At 46.5% G+C, this 23,641-nt stretch carries 20 protein-coding genes; 18 read left to right on the forward strand and 2 right to left on the reverse strand.

The window, feature by feature from the left end:
• Positions 1-4: 4 nt before the first annotated feature.
• The 12 genes from ACZ481_RS10245 to ACZ481_RS10300 all read left to right on the forward strand — a co-directional run bounded on the left by ACZ481_RS10245 (position 5) and on the right by ACZ481_RS10300 (position 15,593).
• Positions 5-601, forward strand: coding sequence for a collagen-like triple helix repeat-containing protein (locus ACZ481_RS10245; RefSeq protein ID WP_464770701.1), 597 nt, complete (start codon positions 5-7; stop codon positions 599-601).
• Positions 598-879 (forward strand): hypothetical protein, encoded by a 282-nt coding sequence (locus ACZ481_RS10250; RefSeq protein ID WP_464770046.1) that lies wholly within the window; start codon positions 598-600, stop codon positions 877-879. The genes ACZ481_RS10245 and ACZ481_RS10250 overlap by 4 nt, the downstream gene beginning before the upstream one ends.
• A gap of 13 nt (positions 880-892) precedes the next feature.
• Complete coding sequence (locus ACZ481_RS10255) at positions 893-1,603, forward strand: hypothetical protein (RefSeq protein WP_464770047.1); 711 nt, start codon at positions 893-895, stop codon at positions 1,601-1,603.
• Positions 1,604-1,667: 64 nt separating this feature from the next.
• The gene (locus ACZ481_RS10260) at positions 1,668-1,976 is read left to right on the forward strand and encodes a hypothetical protein (protein WP_464770048.1); all 309 of its coding nucleotides are present in this window, start codon (positions 1,668-1,670) and stop codon (positions 1,974-1,976) included.
• A gap of 12 nt (positions 1,977-1,988) precedes the next feature.
• Positions 1,989-2,663 carry a hypothetical protein gene (locus ACZ481_RS10265; protein WP_464770049.1) on the forward strand — a complete coding sequence of 225 codons (675 nt, stop codon included), beginning with the start codon at positions 1,989-1,991 and terminating at the stop codon, positions 2,661-2,663.
• Position 2,664: 1 nt separating this feature from the next.
• Positions 2,665-2,985, forward strand: coding sequence for a hypothetical protein (locus tag ACZ481_RS10270; protein ID WP_464770050.1), 321 nt, complete (start codon positions 2,665-2,667; stop codon positions 2,983-2,985).
• Positions 2,985-3,569 carry a hypothetical protein gene (locus ACZ481_RS10275; RefSeq protein WP_464770051.1) on the forward strand — a complete coding sequence of 195 codons (585 nt, stop codon included), beginning with the start codon at positions 2,985-2,987 and terminating at the stop codon, positions 3,567-3,569. Before ACZ481_RS10270 ends, ACZ481_RS10275 begins: the two co-directional genes overlap by 1 nt.
• Positions 3,570-3,584: 15 nt before the next feature.
• Complete coding sequence (locus tag ACZ481_RS10280) at positions 3,585-5,108, forward strand: hypothetical protein (RefSeq protein WP_464770052.1); 1,524 nt, start codon at positions 3,585-3,587, stop codon at positions 5,106-5,108.
• Positions 5,109-5,117: 9 nt separating this feature from the next.
• A complete protein-coding gene (locus tag ACZ481_RS10285) occupies positions 5,118-13,286 on the forward strand; it encodes a MuF-C-terminal domain-containing protein (RefSeq protein ID WP_464770053.1) in 8,169 nt (2,722 codons plus the stop codon).
• An 80-nt stretch (positions 13,287-13,366) separates the two neighbouring features.
• Positions 13,367-13,963, forward strand: a complete 597-nt coding sequence (locus ACZ481_RS10290) for a phage holin family protein (RefSeq protein ID WP_464770054.1) — start codon at positions 13,367-13,369, stop codon at positions 13,961-13,963.
• 561 nt (positions 13,964-14,524) lie between these two features.
• Complete coding sequence (locus ACZ481_RS10295) at positions 14,525-15,073, forward strand: N-acetylmuramoyl-L-alanine amidase family protein (protein ID WP_464770055.1); 549 nt, start codon at positions 14,525-14,527, stop codon at positions 15,071-15,073.
• Between the two features lie 91 nt (positions 15,074-15,164).
• The gene (locus ACZ481_RS10300; protein ID WP_464770056.1) at positions 15,165-15,593 is read left to right on the forward strand and encodes a hypothetical protein; all 429 of its coding nucleotides are present in this window, start codon (positions 15,165-15,167) and stop codon (positions 15,591-15,593) included.
• A gap of 515 nt (positions 15,594-16,108) precedes the next feature.
• Here the strand turns inward: ACZ481_RS10300 and ACZ481_RS10305 are convergent.
• Positions 16,109-16,630, reverse strand: coding sequence for a hypothetical protein (locus ACZ481_RS10305; RefSeq protein ID WP_464770057.1), 522 nt, complete (start codon positions 16,628-16,630; stop codon positions 16,109-16,111).
• Positions 16,631-16,820: 190 nt separating this feature from the next.
• On the opposite strand from ACZ481_RS10305, the gene ACZ481_RS10310 reads away from it, so the two are divergent.
• Complete coding sequence (locus ACZ481_RS10310) at positions 16,821-17,066, forward strand: hypothetical protein (RefSeq protein WP_464770058.1); 246 nt, start codon at positions 16,821-16,823, stop codon at positions 17,064-17,066.
• A gap of 94 nt (positions 17,067-17,160) precedes the next feature.
• Here the strand turns inward: ACZ481_RS10310 and ACZ481_RS10315 are convergent, their stop codons facing one another.
• Complete coding sequence (locus ACZ481_RS10315) at positions 17,161-17,700, reverse strand: helix-turn-helix domain-containing protein (RefSeq protein ID WP_464770059.1); 540 nt, start codon at positions 17,698-17,700, stop codon at positions 17,161-17,163.
• A gap of 107 nt (positions 17,701-17,807) precedes the next feature.
• On the opposite strand from ACZ481_RS10315, the gene ACZ481_RS10320 reads away from it, so the two are divergent.
• The 5 genes from ACZ481_RS10320 (at position 17,808) to ACZ481_RS10340 (ending at position 23,612) form a co-directional block, all read left to right on the forward strand.
• Positions 17,808-18,080, forward strand: coding sequence for a hypothetical protein (locus ACZ481_RS10320; protein ID WP_464770060.1), 273 nt, complete (start codon positions 17,808-17,810; stop codon positions 18,078-18,080).
• Positions 18,081-18,168: 88 nt separating this feature from the next.
• On the forward strand, positions 18,169-18,741 hold the full coding sequence (locus ACZ481_RS10325; protein ID WP_464770061.1) for a hypothetical protein: 573 nt from the start codon (positions 18,169-18,171) through the stop codon (positions 18,739-18,741).
• Entirely contained in the window at positions 18,738-19,184 is a 447-nt protein-coding gene (locus ACZ481_RS10330; RefSeq protein ID WP_464770062.1) for a hypothetical protein, read from the forward strand. The genes ACZ481_RS10325 and ACZ481_RS10330 overlap by 4 nt, the downstream gene beginning before the upstream one ends.
• A gap of 197 nt (positions 19,185-19,381) precedes the next feature.
• Complete coding sequence (locus ACZ481_RS10335; RefSeq protein ID WP_464770063.1) at positions 19,382-20,215, forward strand: phage antirepressor; 834 nt, start codon at positions 19,382-19,384, stop codon at positions 20,213-20,215.
• Between the two features lie 445 nt (positions 20,216-20,660).
• Entirely contained in the window at positions 20,661-23,612 is a 2,952-nt protein-coding gene (locus ACZ481_RS10340; protein WP_464770064.1) for a tail fiber domain-containing protein, read from the forward strand.
• The last annotated feature ends 29 nt before the right edge of the window (positions 23,613-23,641 follow it).

A 23,641-nucleotide genomic window follows, 5' to 3' on the forward strand; every position in this document is an offset into this window, starting at 1 on the left:
TAAAATGAAGATAGGTAACGGTATTGACGTTTGGAATGCTCTTGATTATTTTGCGGGTGGCACGGCTTCCAGTCTGGCTGATTTGACTGATGTTGATCTTGCAACGCCACCGACTGCCAGTCAAGTACTGGTTTATGACGCCACGACAGAAACCTGGAAAGCGGGAACGGTATCCGGTGGCGGCGGTGTCGGGATATCCAGCGCAGTGGTGAACGAGAATGGTGATCTGATCATCACGCTGACGGACAGCACGACGATTAATGCCGGACATGTGGTAGGCGAGCAGGGGCCGCCGGGGGATACTGGTGCAACTGGTGCCGATGGTGCACAGGGCTCCCCTGGTACTCCCGGTGCGGATGGTAAAAGCGCCTATCAAATCTGGTTGGATAACGGACACACCGGCACAGAGGCTAATTTTTTGGCTGCACTGAAAGGCGAAGCGGGGGATACTGGTCCGGCTGGCTCAGTTGATTATATTGATTTAACTACAGCGCCGGCTGACGGCGAGATTTTAGTGTGGGATAATGCAAATAGTGTTTTTAAGCCTAGCGGTATTCTTAGCGGCCTGGAGGCTGCTCTGGCCGCTATAAACGGAGTGTGAGAGAAGTGAGTATTGCCAGTGAGTTGATAACTCTGAATACAGCAAAGCAAAACATTAAACAGGCGATTATCGATAAGGGCGTTGACTTAACAGGTGTGCCGTTCACAAATTATCACACCAAGATTGCGGAAATAAGTCAAGGCGGAAGTGGCGGTAATAGCAGTATGCCGTCAATCGCGGTTACCGCCGTCACCCAAGCGGGATCAGACGCGGGGAACAAAGAAACTCAATTAACGGTAACATTGCCTAGTACAGCTGTTACTGCAGTAATTAGTTAAGGGGGATAAATTTATGCTTTATGGACCAACCGAAGAAGATTATGATGCCATACGGAAGCTTGGTACAAAACTCCACATTCCAACTCCTGAGATGTTTTGGGGGTTTAAGGTGGAAGATCTAAATGGCAATGTATTGCACGAACATGATGAACGCGGTCATAGTTGGGTGAGAAATGCTTACAATGTATTAGTGAGCGGTTTTTGTGGAGTCAACATGTCAGGCGCAGTGTTCGGAGCCGGTTACACAACCCTGAAGGCTGTTGACGGAACTGCCAAGAGTGGAAATTTAATAGTTGGGTTTGGCGATATGTCTAGCACTTCCAGTGAGTCGTCGGTAGGCTACCATGGTGCACTAGCTACTGCCACAACTGGTATAATTATTGGTACGGGAAACTCAGCGTACTCATTTGAGGACTACAAGCTAGCAACACAAATAACGCAGGGTACTTCAAGTGGGCAGATGTCGCATGATGCACATAATGCCATTGTAAAAGCGTATGATTCGGGGAGTAAGATATACACAGCAACGCATTCACGCTATTTCACAAACAATTCAGGTGCTTCAATAATCGTAAGTGAAGCTGGTCTTTTGGGACGCACAAACGGCTATGGTTTATACGGTAATTATCTGCTAGTTAGGGACGTATTAGGTACACCAATAACAGTTGCCGATTTAGCCCGCTTGACAGTGACCTACACCATAGCGGTAACTTATCCAGCTTAGCAACCCTATGCCGGCTTAATTTTACGGTACAGGAAGTAAAGCGATCTTACAGGAGGTGTAAACTATGCCCTTTTCACCAGGCTTTCCCGTAGATACAGGACCGGGCCCGAATGGGGATACCGTCCGCGCGGCAGCCGAAAAGTTTATCCAAGAGTTTGCAAAAGTCTACGGCGATATGACTGCTTTTGAACAGTTGATCGCCGTTTTGATTGAGCACGGTAATGTCGATATGGTTGACGGCAAGCACGCCGACGGTACTGCCAATAATATTCCTCTGCTCAACGGCAGCAGCAGGCTAACCAACGACACGGAAGGCACTGCCTGGAATATTCCGACTAGCGATGTTGGCGGCAATATCTGGATTGCGAAGTAAGGTGGTGGTGACGTGGCACTCAGCGAGTATAAGCTCAACATCCGCGTAGTAGAGAACAATAGTAAAAAGATCATTAGCCATGAGCTTTATGATGCCTCAACGGACATTGCTGGCGGTATGTATGCCCAGTTAAAGGACCCTGATGATAATCCGTTGTATTTGCCGATTACTACAAATCTGGTTAATTATTTTTCCTCTCCGCTGCGGTTCCGCAATAAAGCAACCGGTCAGATTTATGCGGCTAAGCGGGTCTATATTCCTCCTGCACAAGAATCAACGCTAGAATATGATGCCTATTTATATGATTTAAGAGGCAGCGTTGCCTGGCAGAATTATACGTTAGGTAACTTTCCTTTTTATGTGCAAAACAAGAGTTTGCCTATCAAGGTAACGTTAAAACTTACTGGGTGGACAAATACCTGGGGTGGTTGGGCCAATGACGTATATACCAAAATTGGTGTACACATTGATGGAGAACCTTATCTGATGAATGAGGCTGCCTCTTATGGTAAAAGTGGGGTAATCAACTACAATAACGCAGTTATCGGTGACCGGATAACTTATATTCTGGATGCCGAGGGGGCCCATACTATCGGTCTCTGCATTGCCGCCAACTGTTCATCGAAAGACGGCAATGCGTGTTATGTCACATCGTTTGAAGTTAGAGTGGAAGTCGAGGGGGATTAAATTGACTCTCTACGATTGGCTTAAACTCTATCATAAAAAGACAGGCGAATACCCTAACGGCTGGCCCGGTTCCGACTTTGTATTTGATGAGGAGCGCGGGTTTTGTGTTTCTATCCAGGATGGAGATGTGTTGATTATTGGCGAAGTGTGCGGCGGTGGCCGGTTTTGGCTACGGTGGCTGAATCAAAAGGCCAAGGAATTAGGCTGCAGTAAACTCCGGTTCTGGACCCAAAGAAACCCGGCCGCATTCGCCCGTAAGTACGGGTTTACGCTGACCGGGTTTGTGGATGGTCATTATGTTTTAGAAAAGGAGGTTGTTTGATGAGTGGGGTGAAAAAAGCGCTTTTCGGGAGCAAAGATAAAGTGTCCAGCGTGCCGGCGCAGGTGTACCCGGAATGGGATTATCAACAGGATATGCGGGAGGATTTGACCGGTGTTGCAAGCGGCCTGCTAGGTGGGGCAAGCAATTACATTAACCAGGGGGCAGGTTTGCTCTCACAGGCTGCGTCAGGGCAACTCAGCGGGGAAACGGCGGCCAATTTACAGCGCCAGGCCACGGATACCTACAACAAGCAGGTTGGCAGCCTGGTCAACAATATGGCGCTTAAAAATTTGGGCGCCAACTCCATGACGCAAAATGCCCTGGCGCAGGCCGGGACGGATGCAACGAACTGGGTGATGGATAACTATATGCAGGCATTGGGGCAGCAGGGGCAGATTGCCAGCGGCCTGGTGAGTACCGGCAACTCCATGCTGGAGCCGGCGCAGGGGCTTTATAGTCAATGGCTGCAGGCACAAATGGGGCTTTCGAGTCCGGCGCAGACTGCGATAAAGAAAGGCAGCAGTGGGTTGCTGGGTTCGGCGCTGAGTGGATGGACCAGCGGAGGATTTAAGCTGCCGTCCTAGGGAGGAGGAATTAACATGGCTATCATTCTAAATGACCCGCGATACCAGGCCCTTGACCAGGTCGGGTTTTCTTTTGGCAAATATCTCGGGGATCAGTGGGAAAAGAAAAAGGCGGATAACGCAACGCAACAATTTATTGCTGAACAGGCGGCCAATGCCCAAAAGGCCAGTGAGGTACAGGGGGTTTATGGGAGTTTCGACAAGAAATATAACTATTTAAAACAGTATGAAGCAATTAAGAAAAAGTATAAGGATCATAAAGAACTGGGTTGGGATGATAAACAATTGGATCCATTTGTAGTTGAATCTAGAGACCTACGTCAGAAGGCTCTAGATGATGGTGTTGAGTTGCCAGGCGAGGAACTTAGCTATAATGACATGCGGATTTCCAATGATGACTTTGCCCGGTCAAATATTGGACAAATTGCTTCGCAAATGGAGACAACAGGCCTTTACGGGCCGGCACTGGCAAGGATTCAGGCTGACCTGTCTCCAGGTATAGGGGCAGGAGTACGCCCAGAATTGCCACAGGGCCTCTTATCCAGTATAAAGGGGCTTGTTGACGACCAGGTGGCTAAGTACGCAGACCCCAGACAGCGGGAGGCGGATAACGCTACATTTCTGGCTAAACACTCTTTCTCGCCGGAGGTGGCGAAACGGGTTGAAACAATGCTGCAGCCGCGGGTAACAGATGCCAAGACGAAGCGCAATGCCCAGCTTATAAGAACGCTGTACAATCCTTTCGCTGCTGATGAAGAGAAGATTCAGGCGGCGTTGGAGTATTATCAAGTAAATAACCTGCCACTGGATGAGACCCTTTTGAGGAGGCTGGCGCCGGGACGTAAGACAGCAGAGCTTAATCTCGGCGACAGGGTGGAAATGGTGGAGGTGCAAGGCGCTAATGAACTCGGTTTTGGCGATCCTAAAGCGAAAACGTTCCTTACTCGGAATAAGGGGTTCGCACCGGGTGACAGGGAGCGGTTGGACTTGCAGGGTAAAATTCACGAAGATAATAACGCTCTGAACTGGGCCAAGTTCCGACAGGATGCCAATGGGATTAAGCAAATCATTACCGGTGATGATGGCACTGTGTACGGTATCAGCAACTCTGGGGACGTCAAATCGCTTGCTAATGTTTCGACTTTTTCGAAAGAAGATGCTGCACGAGTAAGAGCACTCCAGACGCGGATGAACAATGCTATTCAATTTTACAAAGCGTCACAGCATTCGTATGATGCTGAAACTGAGACTCCTGGTATGAAACAGGCGCTGGATGATTATAACAAGGCGGCGGCTGAGCTGGATGCGATATTTACGAAAGGGCGCGGCGGGCAGCAAGGGCAGGGGAGTGGGCAAGGCAAGGTTGTTAATTACAATTCCGCCATATCTGAAATAACATCCGCTCTGGAGCGAAATGCTAAAGCACCTGCCGGTCAAAAGTGGAATCGTCAACAGATAGAAGCTCATATTCTTCAAAAATATGGAGATATGGGTGAAAAGCTCATTGCAGATACTGATTTTAGAGCTTATGGAATGTAGGTGAGAATTATGGCATTTAATCCGTTTGAAGATACCTCTCCAATAACAACAGGATTTAATCCATTTAATGAAAATATAGATGAGGTGGGTAAAGTGGACCAACCTCAAGATTCATTAGGCAATGCTTATCTTAATCCGCAGGGGGTTAAGTCCGACAGACTGAACGCATACAGTCAAGCAGCGCAAAGCGGGGCCATACCGGCCAATCCATCACAGCCAGTGACAAAGGAGACTGAGGGCAATGGTGCTTTAGGCTGGTTCAAGGATGCCATAGATTCAGGCGCGGCAGGTGCATTAGCCGGGCAGGCGCATTTCATGGATGCAAACTTTGGTATTGGCGGCGATACAGCTAAATATCTTGATAAAGTTGCCGAACGCAATAAAAGAGAAAAGCAGTACAGTGCTAAAGATATGATCCCCTTTGCTTCAGATTATTGGACTAATCCGCAGGGAGCTGTTTATGATGTCGGTAACATGGTTGGTTCTGCCGGCGCATTGGGAGTTGAAGCATTAGGGGCAGCGGGATTGGCCTCTATGCTTCCTGGTGGCGCTGTCGCCGGCGGTGCGGCTGCTATTGCAAGTCGTTTTCCTACGCTTGCAAGATTTGCTAGTACTCCTCTTGGTAAACTTGCTGTGCTTAATATGGCCAGTAAGCCGTTTGAAGCTATGTCAGAAGGCGGCAGCATTGTTCCAGAGATGCGCAAGGCTGGGTATTCGGAAGATGAGATAAAAAGTGCGACTAGAGAACTAGCTGCTTATAACGCCCTATTTTTAACAGCTACTGGTCTTACTGAATCGGCCGGGATGGGATGGTTGGGCAAAGGCGTTAAAAACGCTGGGCAGCAGGGGTTAAAGGAAGGTGCTAAGACCATTGCAAAACGTAGTGCTATTGGTGCAGCTGGCGGCAGTTTGCAGAATGCTTTTGAAGAAAGGACGCAAACTGCCCTTTCCAATGATGTTATGGGCGAACCAACGGGTAACTGGTATAATCCGTTTAGTTGGACTCAGGAAGAGATCGATGCTGCGGCAGTTGGCGGCGTAGGTGGTGCGGTATTGGGCGGCGCAGGCGGCGCTTTAGGCGGTGCAACGAGCAACCGGCAAGCAAACAGTGTTGCCAGTGGCCAATCACAAGACCCCTATCAAGCCATGGCTCAGAGCGTAGCCGCCAAGACTGGCATCCCTGCCGAATTAATCTATGGCCAGCTTTACCACGAAAGTGGCGGATTCAATAGTCAGTTAGCCAGAGAAAACAATAATTTCGGCGGGCTGACGCAAGTAGAATTTAATGGCGAGGATAACAAGCAGCCGGACGGCAGCAACTACTATATGAAGTTTGACAGCCCGGAAAAGTTCGCCGATTACTATGCAAAGTATCTTAAAAAGTATGCGGAAGATGGAATACTTGAGGCTAAAACCCCGGAAGAATACGCTGCCGCCTTGAAGCGTGGCGGGTATTATACCGATAGCGTAGAGAACTATACTGCTGGCATTAAGGGCGGCATGAGTAAGTATACCGGCGCCTCCGGGCAGGTAACGGCTAGACAGCCTGATACTGCTATTCCGGAACCTCCGAAAGTCGAGTTTACACCGGAGGAAACCCAACAGGCCGTAACATGGCTGGAAGATCAAATCCCTGAGCTCCAGACCAGCAACATAGAGGAATCCAACTACATAGAAGAGGAGCTTGCCAAGAAAAATGTCGGCAAGCTCCTTAACGAATATATGATTGCTAATGGCGAAAACCCTGTGCCGCTGGGCCAGCATTTATTCCCGGAGAAGTTCCGGCAGCAAACACAATCTGTTGAGCAGCAGCCGGCTAAGCCTAATGCAATCATAACCTCTACGCCGATTGACACTGTATCAAGAGCACAGGCCGAAGATACTGCAAACTTAATGTCTTCTCCTGCGCCCGGATTGGTCATGAAGCAAACTCCATTGGCGATTAAACAGGAGATTGATGTTTTAAGGGGTGCTGTCAATCAACGCCAAAATATTGGCCAGCAGAATTCCAAACAAGTACCTGGATTATCCCAGACCGTTAATCCAGCACAACCACAAGCCGTTGCAAATGACTATATTAATACCATGTCGGGGCCTGTTAGTAATAAGCCAAGCAACACCGAAAGGGCTGCTGACGAAGCCAGATTAAATCGTATAACCGGCCAACAGGAGTCGCAACGGCCATCAATTACACTGCCTAATCAATCAGTGCCAAATCCGGCCGGAGCGCAAGCCGTTCAGCAATTGCAACAGCAGAATATGCCAGCCCAACCAGTGGTATTGCCTACTGCCGAAGTCGCCAATCTAAGGCGAAAGTTAATGCGAGCTGTAACCAGCAAAGATTACGAGTCGGCAGTCAATTTAGCAAGACAACTTGGCTTAGATGAAAAGGCTGCTTTATATGAAAACGCTTTGGCCGTACAACGTGGCAACCAGGTACCCAACTCGGCAGCTTCTTTTTCTCCGGAAGAACGCAGAAACCTGACTCAGCAACTTTCCAGGGCGGCAACGGCCAGAGATTATCCTACCGCCTTGAATTTGGCTAGGCAATTGGGGCTGGAAAAACAGGTTGGCATCTACGAAAGAGCGATGGAGAAGCAGGGAATTAAGTTTTCTCAGAGTCGGGATACCCAACAAAACCCGATGAAAGCAACGAAGATGTCCTCTGCGCAACCGCGTGCAGGCGCAACCGACCCTGGTGTTGAGTATTTACGTCAGCAGAAAGATATTAAAGCTGTAGATGATAATATCCGGCGCGGCCAAGAAGCTATAAGCACTGTCATTACGCAAAAGACTGATGTTATTGATGCTATGAATCGTCCTGACCTGGGGAGTATCTCATTTTATTGGGGTGAACCGGGGAGAGGGAATAAATTCAAAGGCGGCTATGGTGTATCTCATATTATTGCTAGACGTATGTCTGAAGGAGAAGACGGCGTTGCAGTAGTCCAGAGAATGGTAGATGTTATTGCAAAAGGCGAAGTGGCAAAAATACAGGAAGCCGGACAGGGGAGTAGGGCCTTAATAACTCATGACGGACATACCGCAGTGCTTTCGCTTTATAAAGAAGGAAATCGTCATACATGGCTGCTAACCGGATGGAAAGACAGAAAAGAAGCTCCCACTGTCGCTGGCGAAGTGTACGATTCGCGCAACGCTACTGCTTCCAGGCCTACACGTTTTCAGCCTGAAAGAGAGGAAACTTCTCTTGCTTCTAATATACCCAATTCGTCGCCATCAGTCAATGGCAAAGAGTACATGACCGACACAAGTGGTATGACGGTACCGCCCAAAGATCCGCAGGATCCGCAGCTGGCCACCCCCGGCGACGATCCAGTAACCAGCAGAGACAATTCATCACTCAATGGGGAAAAACTAAAACTATCAGCCAATAATTTTGCCGGCCAGTTCCGGCCATTTTCTTTCAGACAAGAACCAGAATACGATGTAACTTACGAAATTGAGACGAAAGAGGATAACAAAGAGAAACTCCGCTTTATCCCGGAAAAAAATTACACAAAGGAAGAACAATCCATATCCGAACTGGGCAACTTTATGGGCGTGCCGGTTCGGTTTTTTGTTGCCCGCAGAGAGCTGAGAGGTTTTTATGATCCACAGAATGGTATCAGCTATATTAACCGCAACGGCAATCGGGGACCAGACTGGGCCTTCTGGCATGAGAATATGCATTGGATGAAGCAGCAGAATCCGGCACTATATCGTGACTTGCTGGCTCATATTCAAGGGTCTGACGCTATTACGTCAGAACAGATAGCCCAGTATCGAGAGACGATTGCCCATGGCGAAACGTTGACGGACGCTGAAGTCATTGAGGAAATGCTGAGCGACGAGTTTGCCGATACTGCTATGAGGCAGCAATTGCTACGGAATCTGCAAAGTCGGGATGTTGGCCTGTTTGATAGATTGGTTGAATGGCTCAAAGCGACTATTGCCCGGCTTAAGTATTTCACACATGCAGGAGAGAATAGTAAACTGACTGAGCAACAGGTTATGGTGTTTGAGAATGCAGCCAGAAAGACGCTGCTTTCGCTCAAGGATGCAAAAGGCAACCGACTGTTTCAGGACCGGACGGAGTTTCCGTATCAGAAGCTGCCGGCAGCGGCAATGCAGGTCAGATCTGCCGAATTGCATCAGTCTTTTGCCAAGCAATTGGACGATTGGTCGGAAGGTGTAAAAAAGGGTCCCCCCCTTGCTGTGGGTAGTACCCCTGATGTTTTACTGCAGATTGGCGTAAAGCAGTTGCCGATAGAAATTAGCCGAAAAGTAGTTGCTAAAATAGTCAATCCTGCAGGTATAAATGGCGGCAAACATGGTCTTTCTCTTGAAACTTTAAAACAACTGCCAGAACAGTTGGCTAACCCTGTGCTGGTATTTAAATCTGCCACTGTGGATAACGGTATTGTAGTGCTGACTGAATTAGTCGATTCGCAGGGTAGAAGCGTAATTGCTGCTATCCACCTAGAAGTACAGCATGGTAGCCATATGGTTAATGCTCTTGCGAGCGTGTATGGACGAAATAATGTCAATAACTTTGTAGAAGATCAGATTGACAAGGGAAGATTGCTATATGCGGACAAAGAAAAGAGCCGCGATTGGCTCCGTTCCAGAGGGCTACAATTGCCCAAGGAGGTGGCTCAACAACACGACTCTATTAATAGTATAGTACCGCAAAGCGAAAAAGATGTCAATGACGGTCAACCAGATAGTTCCAATGAAGAAAAGGGTCGTCTTTCGGGTAGGCGGTATAGTGCGGGCAAAACTGAAAAAAGGGCTGTCCTTACCCAACAGGTAGAGATAACGAAAATAAATCCAATTTTCAAAGGTAAAGACTGGAAAGAACTCCGCAAAAAACGTAATTTCCCTAAAGAAATAAAACAACAGATGCTCAGTAAGTCACCTGTTGTTAATAAGCAAACCGGCTGGAAGATATTTATAACCGGCGATAGTTTTGAGCACATGTTAAATTCCGACAAGGGTGGAGAGGTAGTCAAAAGGCAGACGGTTGATCATTATGAACTTATCCCCAGTGTTCCGGAGTTATTAGAAAGAGCCGTCTTGGTCGAGTCTCATGCGGACACGCATGGCCGGAGCGAAATTAAGAGGGTTCATCGATTCTATGCGCCTGCAGACATGAATGGAGATTTACTGGTTGTAAAGTTGACAGCATTAGAATATAAAGATGGCAGCTTGTGGGTCGACGGTTTGTCAGAAACCTATAAGTTGTATGATCATTCTATTGCAACAAAAATACCAGCCGGTACCTCCCGGACTCTGCACGAATCAAAAGATAGTGTGATCTCCGGGCCAGCAGCTGGTATTCCTACTATCAGTGTAAGGGAAATGCTTGGCGATGTCAAGAATGAGGCTGGTTTGGATACAGGTAAATCTCAGAAAGGGATTAAGTTTTCTGCTGATATCGGCGAAAAAGCTCTCGAAAAACTCAGCAAGCAACTTGGCGCCAGTCCTCGCGTTAGTGTCAAACCTCATGATGCTGGTACTAGCGTCGGTATAGTCTCCCGCTGGCTTAACTCGGTTGCGGTGATTGCCAAAGACCATCCAAAAATCAAGGCATTTGTTCACATCGCTGCGAAGGCCAGGGAAAGGCAGGAAGATTTGCGCCAGCACTTCAAGCATCGGGCCGATAAATGGACAAAGGCGCTTAAATCTGATGGCAATTACGAGGAAAACAAAGCGGCCTGGAATGACTTGCTTTGGAAAGGGGATGCCCTGGAAAAAGAATTTACCACGGCAGAACTGCAGGAAATGGGGTATGCGCCGCGGGTAATTCAGGCCTATAAGATGGTACGGGAAGCTATGCGCCATGCTTATAAATTGGCAAATGATGTGCGGCAAGAGGTGCGGACTTACAGCAAAAATATGAGTGCGGCAGAAGTGGAAAAACTGCGGGAGAATAAATTTGTTACTATTCTGAGTGAAAAAAAGGACGGTAATCAGGTACTGGTGTCTTATAAAGCACCTAAAATCCGCGAACAGATTGCAACCTTGACAAAGGCTGAGTTGGAGGCGCTTAAACAGGATGAAAATGTCCAGGTAATTAGTGAGAAGCCGCTGACAACAACCAGTCATGTATTGCCAGGGGCTCAAGGGCTTGCGCGGGGAGGTGACTTCTTTGAGGTCGAATACCGGGAGCAAAAGCCGCCAGTGGGTAATAAAACCGGTTATCTGCCACACTTCTTCCATGAGTGGTTTATCATGGAGAAGGCTGTTGATCCTGAAACTGGCAAAGAGTTTCAGCGCATGTTAGGGTCCGGCAAAACTATGCGTGAAGCTGTAAAGAAAGCCAATGAACTGGCTAAAGGGCTGGTGAAAGGCGAAATCATCGTACAGCCAAAGCAATTCCAATTCCCGGGGGCTGCAGAGCAGGCGGCACTTGTTGGTGATAAGGATTACTTTAAGATGGTGCAAAAGGTTGCAGATGACCTGTCTATTAGCCTGGGTGATGCAAACAACTTCCTGTCTGATAAGGTCCATATGAAGAACCGTCACCGGTTTGTTGGTAACTTTATGAAGCGGACCGGCGCCAAGGGGTTTGAAAAGGATCTCGACTGGGTACTTGGCCATTACTTCAATATGATTGGCCGCTATGTGGCGCTTGATCCGTTTAAACATGAGGCAGTTAGCCGCTTTGAACGGGTTTATGGCAAATATGATGGCCGGCATGAGGGTGAGGCGTCGTATATCAGGAACTATATTGACGATGTTTTGGGCGTACCTACCCAGATTGAAAAAGATGTAAACTCATGGCTTGAGAAGCATCCGCGGTTACGGGCGCGGCTTGGTAACTATTTAGGCGATAGGACAGCGTTAGAGTTAGCGGGAAATTTAACTGGGCTGGCTTCGGCCCTAAAGTTGAATTTCCTCAATGTTGCGTCCACTATGCTGCAGCTCACACAGTTTATTAACTTGGCAGGCTCAATAAACAGTTATGACTATGCTTTTCAAGGCCTAAAGAGAGCATTCCGTCCTGCCATGCAAGACAAGCTAATTTTGCACAGGTCTGGCATACAGTCTAGCCTAGGGATTGACAATGCAGCTGGCTATTCTAAGGCAGGAGTAAAGCGTTGGATACAATACTCTACGGTGTCGTTTCGTTATGCGGACGGGCTAATACGGCGAGCATCGGTGCTGGCAGCGTATCAGCAAGCGTTAGACCAGGGGAAAAGCCAGGGAGAAGCCTTGCAGTATGCAAAAGAAATTAATCAGAAAGCTAACTTTGAGTATGCTGTTGACAACGCCCCTGACATCTTCCGGCGCGGCGGCCCAGTGTCTCAAGTGATGCTGCAGTTTCAAAAGTTTCCGATCATGCAAACAGAATATATGTGGGATATGTTTAAGCACGGTTCCACAGGGCAAAAGGCGCGGTTCTTTGTACCTTACTTTTTCCTTGCCGGTATATGGGGCGTGCCGCTTATAGACCTTTTGGGCACTCTGTTAGGCGGCTTGCTGGGAGCAGATTGGGAAAAAGAAATGAAAAAGGCAACGTTTGAGTGGGCCAGCCAAGGCATGTTGCCACAAGAAAGCAAGGCGCTGGTAAAATGGTTGTGGTATGGTGGCATTCCAGGGGTGGACATCGCCAGTCGTGTGGGTATCGGAGGGTTTGGAACTACACGGATGCCCCAAGATGTTCGTGAGGGATTAGGGAGAATGTTCGGCGTGACAGGGGATACGGTGTATAATGCAATCCGGCAAATATCTCAGGGTAATAGCATTGAGGCTGTTAAAGCTATTACCCCTGGTGTCGGTAATATTCTTCAGGCTGTTGCCGGCGAAACAAAGGGGAAAAGGGGTCGGACACAGACCCGGTACGAGGAGGGTATGTCGCGTGTTATCAAGGCTCTGGGGTTCATGCCTATTGAGGAAAGTGTTGAGCGTGACCGAGACTGGATTATTAACACGGAAAAGCAAAGGCTTCGTGATAAAGTGGCCGAGGCCATCGATGCCTACCTTGCAGCGGAGGCTGCCGGCAATCAAAAGGCAAAGGCAAAAGCCGGCCGGGAACTGCAGCGCCTGCGTGTGACGGGTAAGCAGCTTGATGATGAGCGGCAGCGGAAACGGAAGACAAGCCTTGAGAGAACAGAACAAAACATACCGAGGAAATACCGGCAGGAGTTTTTAGGGATTCAGCAGTTTCAATAGAGATGAGGTGATAACTATGCCGCGAGAGCCATGCCGCTGAGGAGCGGTATTTTTATGTTTAATTTTATGGGGGTGGGGAGTTGGATTATATTTTAAAGCTCTGGGTACTGATCCGACGCAGTATCGACATGATTACTGATTGCTGGCCCTATAAAGCAGCGGCAGCCGGTTTATCAACCTTGATTTGCTTTCTATTCGGTGGCAGTGAAATAATCTTGCTGATTGTTATGGTGTTTGTCTGCCTGGATACTCTGACAAAATGGGTGGCCATCACGAAACGTTATCTAATTGACCAGGGTATCCAGCCAACTACAACCGCATTACTATGCGGATTTTTTTATGCCTGGAAGCCAGGGTACTTATCTAGTACTGCTTTAAAACAATGTTGGGGCGAAAAGATTTTTACCTATGGTATCCTAATTGTTTTCGCGGTCATGACTGGGAAGCTACCTGAAATACTCGTTGTAGGGACACAGTTAAACAAGGCGATTGCCGGCGGCATATACGCTTATATTGCGATGACTGAGTTGTTTAGTATTCTAGAAAACTTCGAAGAAATGGGCAACAAAAAAGTAGCTCAGTTAAAGCAGTATTTTTGTACATTTGTTAGCAAGGTTACGGGGACTGGTTTTTCTGTGACTACAAACCAGGAGCAGGAGGACAAAAAGAATGGCTAGGGTTTGCATAGATCCCGGTCACGGTGGTTGTTATGTCTAAAGTTAAGTTGACATGTCAAAATTGTGGTAGTGATTTTGAAGTGTACCCTTATCGCATTAAACGTGGAAATGTCAAATTCTGCTCAACTTCATGTGGCACGACATACCGGAATAAGCATAATAATCCAGCAAAAAGTCTAGATATTCGTGCTAAGATAAGCGCCAACCATGCGGATGTATCCGGAACACGGAATCCGATGTATGGACGTTGCGGCAAAAATGCGCCAGGGTATGTGGATGGACGCAGGATAGGAGAGAACGGTCGAAAATTAAACGGTGATACATGGAGGCGTGTTGCTTTGCGGCATAAAGACCCTATTTGCGAGATTTGCGGTAAGATAATAAGCGCCGTCGTTTGCATGTGCACCATAAAGACAAAAACAGAAAGAACAATGACCTGAGCAATCTACAAGTAGTCTGTGTAGATTGCCATAATAACGTAATACACCCAAGAGAGCGTGATCTCTTGGGTCGTTTTATTAAGGAGGTGGTGTAAAATGCCAAGGATTTATAAAGTTTGTATTGATCCTGGCCACTGACGGTGGCTCCGATCCGGGGGCCTGCGGCAATAGCCTCCGGGAATGTGATGTCGCGCTGACGGTGGCACTAAAAACACGTGATTATCTGGTGGCTGCCGGCTGCCAGGTGGTTATGACCCGTGAAACCGATGTTGATGTGGCCTATCCTGGTGCGTCGGCCACTGCTGAGTTACAGGCCCGGTGCGACATACCCGACAGATTTGGGGCTGACCTGTTTATGTCCATCCATTGTAACGCTGCAGTAAGTCCGACAGCGCAGGGGACAGAGACTTTTTATTATGCCGGTAGCGTCAGGGGGCGGCACTTTGCGGCCTACGTGCAGATGCAGCTGGTCGGGAAGCTGGGGACCGTTAACCGGGGACTAAAGACAAATGCAATGTACGTCACAGGGCATACTCAGGCAGTGGCCATTTTGGTTGAATTGGCGTTTGTGTCTAATCCGGATGACGCCGCCTTGCTGGCCGATCCGGCAATGCAGGACGAAATAGCCAGGGCGTTGGCTAGGGGTGTGACTGATTATCTCAATAATTGAATAAAAAAGCGCCGTCCAGCGATGGGCGGCGTTTTAATGGGAGAGGAGACATTCATGTTTAGTTTAACCAAAATAAAGGAGATGATTCTCAATGATAAAAAGACTTTGGTTATCGGTGCTGTTTGCCTGCTTGCTGGTTTCGGTATCGGTTGGTACCTGTTCGGCTCAGTATCAGATGACCGATCGGGAGTTGACCAGGTTAGAACAGATATTTCAGCAGCTGGACGAGAACAACAGGCAGCTGCTGATGGAATTGGACGAGTCGAAACAGGACTTGCAGACAGCGCGGCTGAAGCTGGCAGAGTATCAGCGGGACTTGGCGGCGTTGCAGAATCAATTGCTGATGCTGAAAGCCGAATCGACAGCAGCCAGGGAAAGCTTAGTGACAGCGCAGGACTTATTAGTGAAGGCCAACGAATCCTTAGTGGCATACGAGCACGAGGTCAGGGCGGAGATTAGGGGGCTGAAGCTGCAGCGCGGGGTGTTGGTGGTTGGATTAGGGTATTTGGCGTTTAGGTAGATGCAGCCCCGGACTTCGGTTCGGGTTTTTTTATTGGTTAGAGGAAAATCTACGTAACATTTTGAATGTTATAATCAAGTATTAATGTTAATAAGAGGGTGGATGGCGTGGATTTTTCTGAGATTATTCAATGGATTGATAAGCATGAAGGAATTACGGCTATGATTGTAGCAACGATACTATTGGGGTCGCTATTAATGAAGATTCTGAAGCACGTAATTATTTTAAAAGGTGAATATTGTAAATAAGCTTTTAAAATTAATAGACTCCGGTAAAGCATATATTTTGCCCTAAAAAGGTAGTTTTGATTGACCTTCCAGCCATTCTCCCGCGCCGCTTGGCAATAATCTTTCAATGCTGAGCGAATTTCCTTTCGCGCTGCTGCCGATGTGCTGGGCTATGAAATCCATTGGAAAAAGAAAGAACCCCAGCAGTAGCCGCATCCTCCAGGGTGCGGCTTTTTCTGTATTAAGCGAAAAATAAGCCGGTTTCCCGGCTAAATAACAAATTAAATTTTACATTTTAAATACATCTTTTAATAAAATGTCTATTTGAGGCTTCAAATCTCTCAACCCATAGTAGCCATTAGTTCGTCCTGTCCATAATTTCCCATTGTATAAATATTTATTATCTTTAATATTAAAAATTTTAAAGTGTAATCCCACAAGTTTATGGACATTGCGTGCACCAGGGTCGATGGGAAGAATTTCGACTAGCACAACCATGGGATAGTTAGTTTCTTTAAATGCATCAAGTAAATCACTTTTCTCCGTACTTGCCACATCGTGGATATTATAATCATTATTTAATTGTTTAATGTTATATTTATCACCTAGTGATTTTGTAATTTGATCCATTAGAATAGCAGGTAATTCAGCTTTCATTTTAGCCATTGATTCATCTGTACTTGAGTATGAGTTATTTACGATTAACACCGGAAGGATTTGTTTCTCGTTTTGTGATATTTCACTGGCGCGGGCTTGTACCGTTCCCAATGATAATATAATCATTAGGATTAACAACAATATTCTTTTCAAAGAGCATCAGCCTCCATTTTAATACTTTGTCCTTATTATAAATACCACGTTTTTACACTTTATTCCTGCAGCCGAACATATTTCATAGGGTATTTTTGTCATCTCGTTTATGTCCATTTATTACCACTTTACTCCTGGGAACATTTGTTCTGTAATTACGACAAACAAACGTTCTGGAGTGAGACATATCATGGAAGCAAACAAACACAAAATATTTATTAAAATCACGGCTGAACATGACGAAAACGGAATTATCCGGCCCACTATCCTGCATTGGGCTGATGGACGGAAGTTTACCGTCGATAAAGTCTACGACGTGCGCCGGGCTGCAGCTCTCAAGGCTGGCGGGATAGGCTGGAGGTATAATTGTCTAATTTCCGGCAAGCAGGTGTATTTGTTTGACGAAGATGGCCGGTGGTTCGTGGAAGGGAAATAGAAATGCCCCTGGCGTGTGCCGGGGGCATTTTAATCGTATCATATGTGAGGCGGCTAGTCCGCCTCTTTTGTGTTGTAGGTATTGGCCATTGGGATTATTCGGTTAAGTTGTCTATAAAAAGCTGTAATACCGCTTTCTTTTCATCAATGGGCAACTTCATAAAAAGTTTTAATAATTGACTTTTTGTTTCATTTGAAGACGTATTAACTTTAATGTTATCACTAGCAATGCTGGATTCTTTTTCTTCTAATAAACGTTGAAAGTCTCTTAGTTTTGCCTGCTTGCTAGCTAAGTTTGCCCTAATTGCCGCCTCACCAAAAGATGTGTCATATCGGTCGCTATGTTCTTTAACGGAATTTATTTCTTCTGATAGTTCAGCAATTCTTCTTCTTAAGTATGAAGTTTCAGTATCGCTCGAAGATATGTACCCGGCCAATTCCATAAGGTAATCATGGCTAACGTTTAAAGGATTCGCCAGCTTTTCAAGAGTAGAAGGAGATGGTTTTTGTATGTCGTTTTCAATGCGCGAAAGGGTCGCGACGGTTACCCCTGAAGCTCTACTCAGATCACTAAGGCTTTCATAGCCCGCTATAGCTCTGAGATCTGCTAATTCTTTCCCAATAGTTTTAGGCATAATTATTCCTCCGAGCAAAAAAACTTTACGCATCCGTAAAATAATTATTGCGAGCTCGTAAAAGAGGCGCTATAATAATTACGAGGGCGTAACAAAGGGGGGATTTAATGACTGTAAAGTTAAATGTTGGACAACTCGATGAGGCCATTAAAAGTCGTGGATGGACAAATAGAGAGGCGGCAAAAAAGATAGGAATATCACAGGTTCAGTTATGGAGAGCCAAACTTCCGGATGATGACCCGAGGCATAATGACCCTGGTAATGAATTTATATCAGGGGCGATAAGAGCGCTAGGGAAAAATTTTGAAGACCTATTTATTGTATCATCAAATTACGAATGCGTAAACAATGATAAGCAAAGGGAACTACAGATTGAGTGATCTTAGTGTAAATTAAGAAAAAACCGCCCATGAGAGCGGTTAAGTAAATAAGCTGTGCTTAGTATAGCACAAAAGGAGCGCTCTATCAATGAAAAGTATACAATTGTCACTGCGCGGGACAACTCCACTCTTACTTAAAAGCAATGTTGGGGTTAATCCGCTTCACGAAATTTCGATAGCCAAAAAGAAGATCAGTAGTAAGCGCCAAAAAACAGAGGAAGATGTCTTGGGGTTGTTGATGCTTGACTGGCAATTAGGTTTATATTGGGATGATGAAATTGGCGTATTCATACCGGCGCAAAATGTGGAAGCTGCGCTGCGTGATGCAGCGAAAACCGTTAAGAAAGGCAAGGACATAACTAAGGGCGTATTTGTTTTCCCTGATATGATTCCTCTGGTTCATCCAGGCCCCAAGGACTTCGAAACCCTTAAAAATGATCAAAGGTATCGCGATATACGTGTTGGCAGGCTACAGGGTAAATCGTCCATCATGATTTGTCGTCCTCGGTTCGACCGGTGGAGCATTGATATATCTCTGGAATTTGACCCTAGCATTTTTGATGATGAAACGATTCTCCATATTTGCCAGACTGCCGGGAAGTATATTGGCCTGTGTGATTACCGGCCGCGGTACGGAAAGTTTGAGGTGGTTGTGAGATGACAACTGAGAACACGCGCCTGCATCCTGAATACCGGGAGTTGGTTTCAGCAGCTATTGATTGGGACTATGGCTCGATTCATTCTCACCAAGAGATAGCGGAGATCATAGGTATTCCGACAAAGACGAATCGCTTTTATTCAGCAGTCAATATGGCTAACAAGAAGTTATTAGATAAGCAGAAGATGCTTGTCTCAGTCTACAATGCCGGATACAAAGTGGCGTTGCCGGGGGAGTACACCCTTGAGGTGGTGCGACAAATTCGGTTAAGCAAGAAACGAGCAAATCAGGGGTTGAAGGTTGCACAACTTGCTCCTGTTGATAGAATGACTGTCACTGAACAGATACGACATAGAGCCGTCAGCGATAGAGCGTTGTCCTATGCTGCTTTCTCTGCCGGAGTAGTCGTTGAAGCGAAGTTGTTGCTTAGCAAAGACACTAATTAACATAGTCGTGGATTTCAAGGCACGGCGCGGCAAGGCACGGTAAGGTGAGGTGCGGCGAGGTAGGGTGAGGCAAGGCATGGTTTTCTTGGCGATGCGTGGCTCGGTATGGCGAGGCTAGGCTTGGCCTGGCGGGGCACGGCACGGCGTGGGTTTCACGGCATGGAAAAATTTAAAATTTAAAAAGAAGGGGGAGGCGCATGAGTAACTTACAAATCTTTAATAATCCCGAGTTTGGGCAGGTAAGAATCATTGTGGTTAATGGCAAGGAATACGCAGTGGGCAACGATATTGCTAAAGCGTTGGAGTATGCCGAACCTCATAAGGCAATAGCTAGTCATTGCAAGGGGGGCATAACTTATCCCATCCTTACAAATGGCGGCACACAGGAAACAAAAATTATCCCCGAAGGTGACATATATCGTCTAATTGTCAAAGCTGCCGATCAAAGTAAAAATCCAGTCATTAAAGAAAAGGCAGAACGATTTGAACGATGGATTTTTGATGAAGTACTACCATCCATTCGCAAGCACGGCGGTTACCTTACACCTGCGAAAGTTGAGGAGGCTTTGCTTAACCCTGATATAATCATTCGATTGGCTACTGACCTTAAAGTCGAACGTGAGAAGCGACAACGATTGGAGATTGAAAACGCCCAGCAGTTTCAAATCATTCATGAGTTGCAGCCGAAAGCCACGTATTACGATTTGATACTACAAACCAAAGCTGCCATATCAGTCAGCCAAATTGCAAAGGATTATGGCCTGACGGCTACAAAGTTAAACGGCTTGTTGCATGATTTTAAAGTGCAGTACAAACAGGGTGATACGTGGTTACTATATCGGGATCATGCTCCAATGGGGTATACAACATCAAAGACACATAACTACACCAACAGGAAAAACGAACAGTGCAGCAAGCTACATACCTACTGGACGCAAAAAGGACGGCTGTTTATCTACGATCTACTGAAACAACATCGGATATTGCCGATGATTGAGCGCGAGGGATTAAGGCTTGTATCAAATGAGTGATGTTTCCCCAAAAAAAATAAAAACAAAATAGGAAGTCACCCACCCGCCAAGATGATTGACTTCCTATAGTCGTAACCCCTTGCCGGGGTAGATATACTACTATTATACCCACTTTTTACTTTTTTAGTCAATACCTCCTCCGGCAAGGGTAAATGAGGAGGATATTATGAATAGCAAAGTTATTATTATCCTGTTAGCCAAACTATGGCTACAGCAAGTAATCGCTGATATGAGGCAAGGGGAGGCAAAGGAATATGTCTCCTGAAATAGTAATCGTTGAACTACCGGACTGGTACGAGTGGGTTAAAACCACAGATGGCATGTACTTTATTAATCCCCAATACATTGAATCATGGAGGAATGAGAGCAAACAGATAGACTTGGAATAATACTTTGCCGCCAGATAATCTCTGGCGGCTATTAAATAATTAAGGAGTGATTTAATATGGCAACATGGACAAAAAACTTTAATTTCCGGGGCGAATGGAATAGCACAGCTACTTATACCGTGAACGATATCGTGTTGTATGAGAATGCTTTGTACATTTGCCGGTCGCAAAATGTTAATATGGTGCCGACGACCGAGCCGACGTGGCAGTTGTTTCTTGAAGGTGGGGCTGGTAGGTATGTTATTGTGGATGAAGAAACAGGGTCTATTGCGGTCGGGGTTGATGCGGAATTGACAGCAGGTACAAATGTAATCGAAATTGGTACAAATGTGAAGGCGAATCAAGACAACATAATTGCAATAGGCACCAATACTCAAGTAGATTCGTCAGACTCTGTGGTGATAGGCAATGGCGCGGAATCTCGCGTTGGAACGAATGAACCTCCACGAAGTAAAAATGTAGTAATTGGCTCTGGCGCGTTTGTCGCAGGCGACGGTGCAATAGTCATTGGTGCTAACTCCCGTACGCCGGTGAGTGAGTACGCCCTTGTAGTAGGTAATGGAGTGAGCGCACCTGGGGGCACTAATGTTATTGCACTTGGTAAAGGAGTAACAGTATCGGGCTGCGCTGATGCTATTGCCATAGGTACAAGTGCTTACGCATCCTCAGATAGTTCTATCGCAATTGGTAGAGATGTTTCCGCTCCTTCTCCGAGTGTTAATATGATTGTTATAGGTTCTGAGGCATTCACTAGTTCAGATGGAGCGATTGGAATAGGGTTTAAAGCGTATGTCGTAAATGTAGATGGAGTGGCAATAGGTCGAGAGGCATACAACGCAGGGGACCGGGCCGTTTCTATCGGTAAAAAATCCTATGTAACCTCTTCTGATGGTATCTCTATTGGGACTAACGGATTCGTAGTGGGTCTTAGTGCGATTGGTATAGGCCTTGAAAATCAATCTAATGGTGAAAAGGCAATTGCTATTGGGAGCACAAACCAAGTATATAATATAAACGGAATTGGAATAGGCAGCGGTAATCAAGTGTATGGGCGGTCGGCTATTGGGATTGGTATTAATTTAAAAGCGTATGCTGAAGGCTGTATCGTAATCGGGAGGGATAGTGGCGATACTGGGTGCGAATCTGGTGTTATTATTGGTGATACTGCAGCGGTAAACTTTAGGGGCGAGCGTTGTATCGTTATTGGCAAAGAAGCTTTGTCTGGTGGATTGGAAGGAGGAAATAACGGCGGATCGGACAACATAGCAATCGGGTATCAGGCTATGGGCGGGGAAAGAACAGAAGGATCTCCATATGGGGATAATATAACAGGTAACAACAATGTGGCAATAGGCAAAGAGGCTGGGAAAGGACTGACGTCTGGTTCAGATAATGTATTTATTGGCAGTGTCGCTGAAGTATATCCCGATAAATCTAATCGAGTTATTATTGGCAAGGGGGCAGCCGCTTTTGCTGAAGGTGCGATAGCGATAGGTCAAGGTACTATTGTTTATCCTAACGGTTATCATGATGGTACTTCTTACCAGCAATTAGACCTCCCTAGTATAGCGATCGGCACCGCCAGTAGCATTGCGTCTGGTTATAATATCGCCATTGGGGAGGGGGCGTACTGTTCGGGTCAACCGGATCCTGATGGACAGAAGTCGATAGCAATAGGTGTACGTGCTTACGCCGGTGAGAATCGGGCTGTGTCTCTTGGATCTCGTGCAAATGTAACGCGAAACGATTCTATAGCAATAGGGACCTCTTGCAATAACGTCGGAGAAAGAGCGATTAGTATAGGTCCAGATGCGAACACAACAGAAACGCAAGCAATTTCTATCGGACATAGATGTAATAACACCGGTGAAGATGGAATTTCAATCGGCACCCAAGCTAATGCCACCAGTGATCGAAGTATTGCAATTGGGAAAAGCAGTAATAACACAGGTAAGAATACTATCGCCATTGGAAATCAAGCTAACGCAATGAGTGAGTATCAAGTGCTTATAGGTGATAATACCTCTGCGACTGGCGACTCTTCAGTTACCATCGGACGTGAATCAATAAACGGAGGTATAAATGGTGTCCTAATCGGGAGAGACTCCCACTCTCTTGGAACGGACGGAGTAAGTATTGGTAATAATATTCAGGCTTATGGGACTAACTCTATAACTATCGGGAAGGGCAGTCGGAGTAGCGCTATTAATGCGATTACCATTGGTAAAGATTGTCAGGGGGCAGAATCATCAGTAGTTATAGGGGATGCAACTGCTGTTAATTTCTACGGTGCTCGTACTATCGCTATGGGACAAGGAGCACTCTCAGGTGGGTTGGAGAATAGTGAAGGAACAGATAACATAGCAATAGGCACTCAAGCCATGGGAGGAGAGCGGACAGCGGCTATCGCTGGTACCGATAATATCGCTATTGGACAAGGAGCGCTTGCTGTCGTTACATCCGGAAATCAGAATGTCGCTATCGGACGAGAAGCGTTAAATACTCTTAGTGATGGGACTAACTGCGTAGGGTTGGGGTACAATGCTCAGATTACCGGCAATAATCAAGTCCAACTCGGCGACTCCGCCACAACTGTATATGCCTATGGCGCCGTGCAAGATCGGTCAGATGAGCGCGATAAGGCCGATATTCGGGATACAGAGCTTGGCCTAGATTTCATCTTGAAACTCCGTCCGGTTGACTTCAAATGGGACTTTCGGGAAGATTACCCGGAAGGAGAAGAAAAAGACGGCAGTAAAAAACGCAGCCGGTATCATCATGGCCTAATCGCGCAGGACGTGCAGCAGGTCATAGCGGATACCGGCATTGATTTTGGCGGGTTTCAGGACCACAGCAAAAACGGTGGTAAAGATGTGCTCAGTATTGGGTATACGGAGCTTATTGCACCGCTGATAAAGGCTGTGCAGGAGCAGAATGAGCTTATTTTAAGACAGCAGCAAGAGATTATTGAGTTGAGAGATATGATCCGCTCTTTAGTCAAGCAGTAATGTAAAAGCCCCGGCATTGCTTTGCCGGG

The organism is Sporomusa intestinalis, from assembly GCF_055383785.1.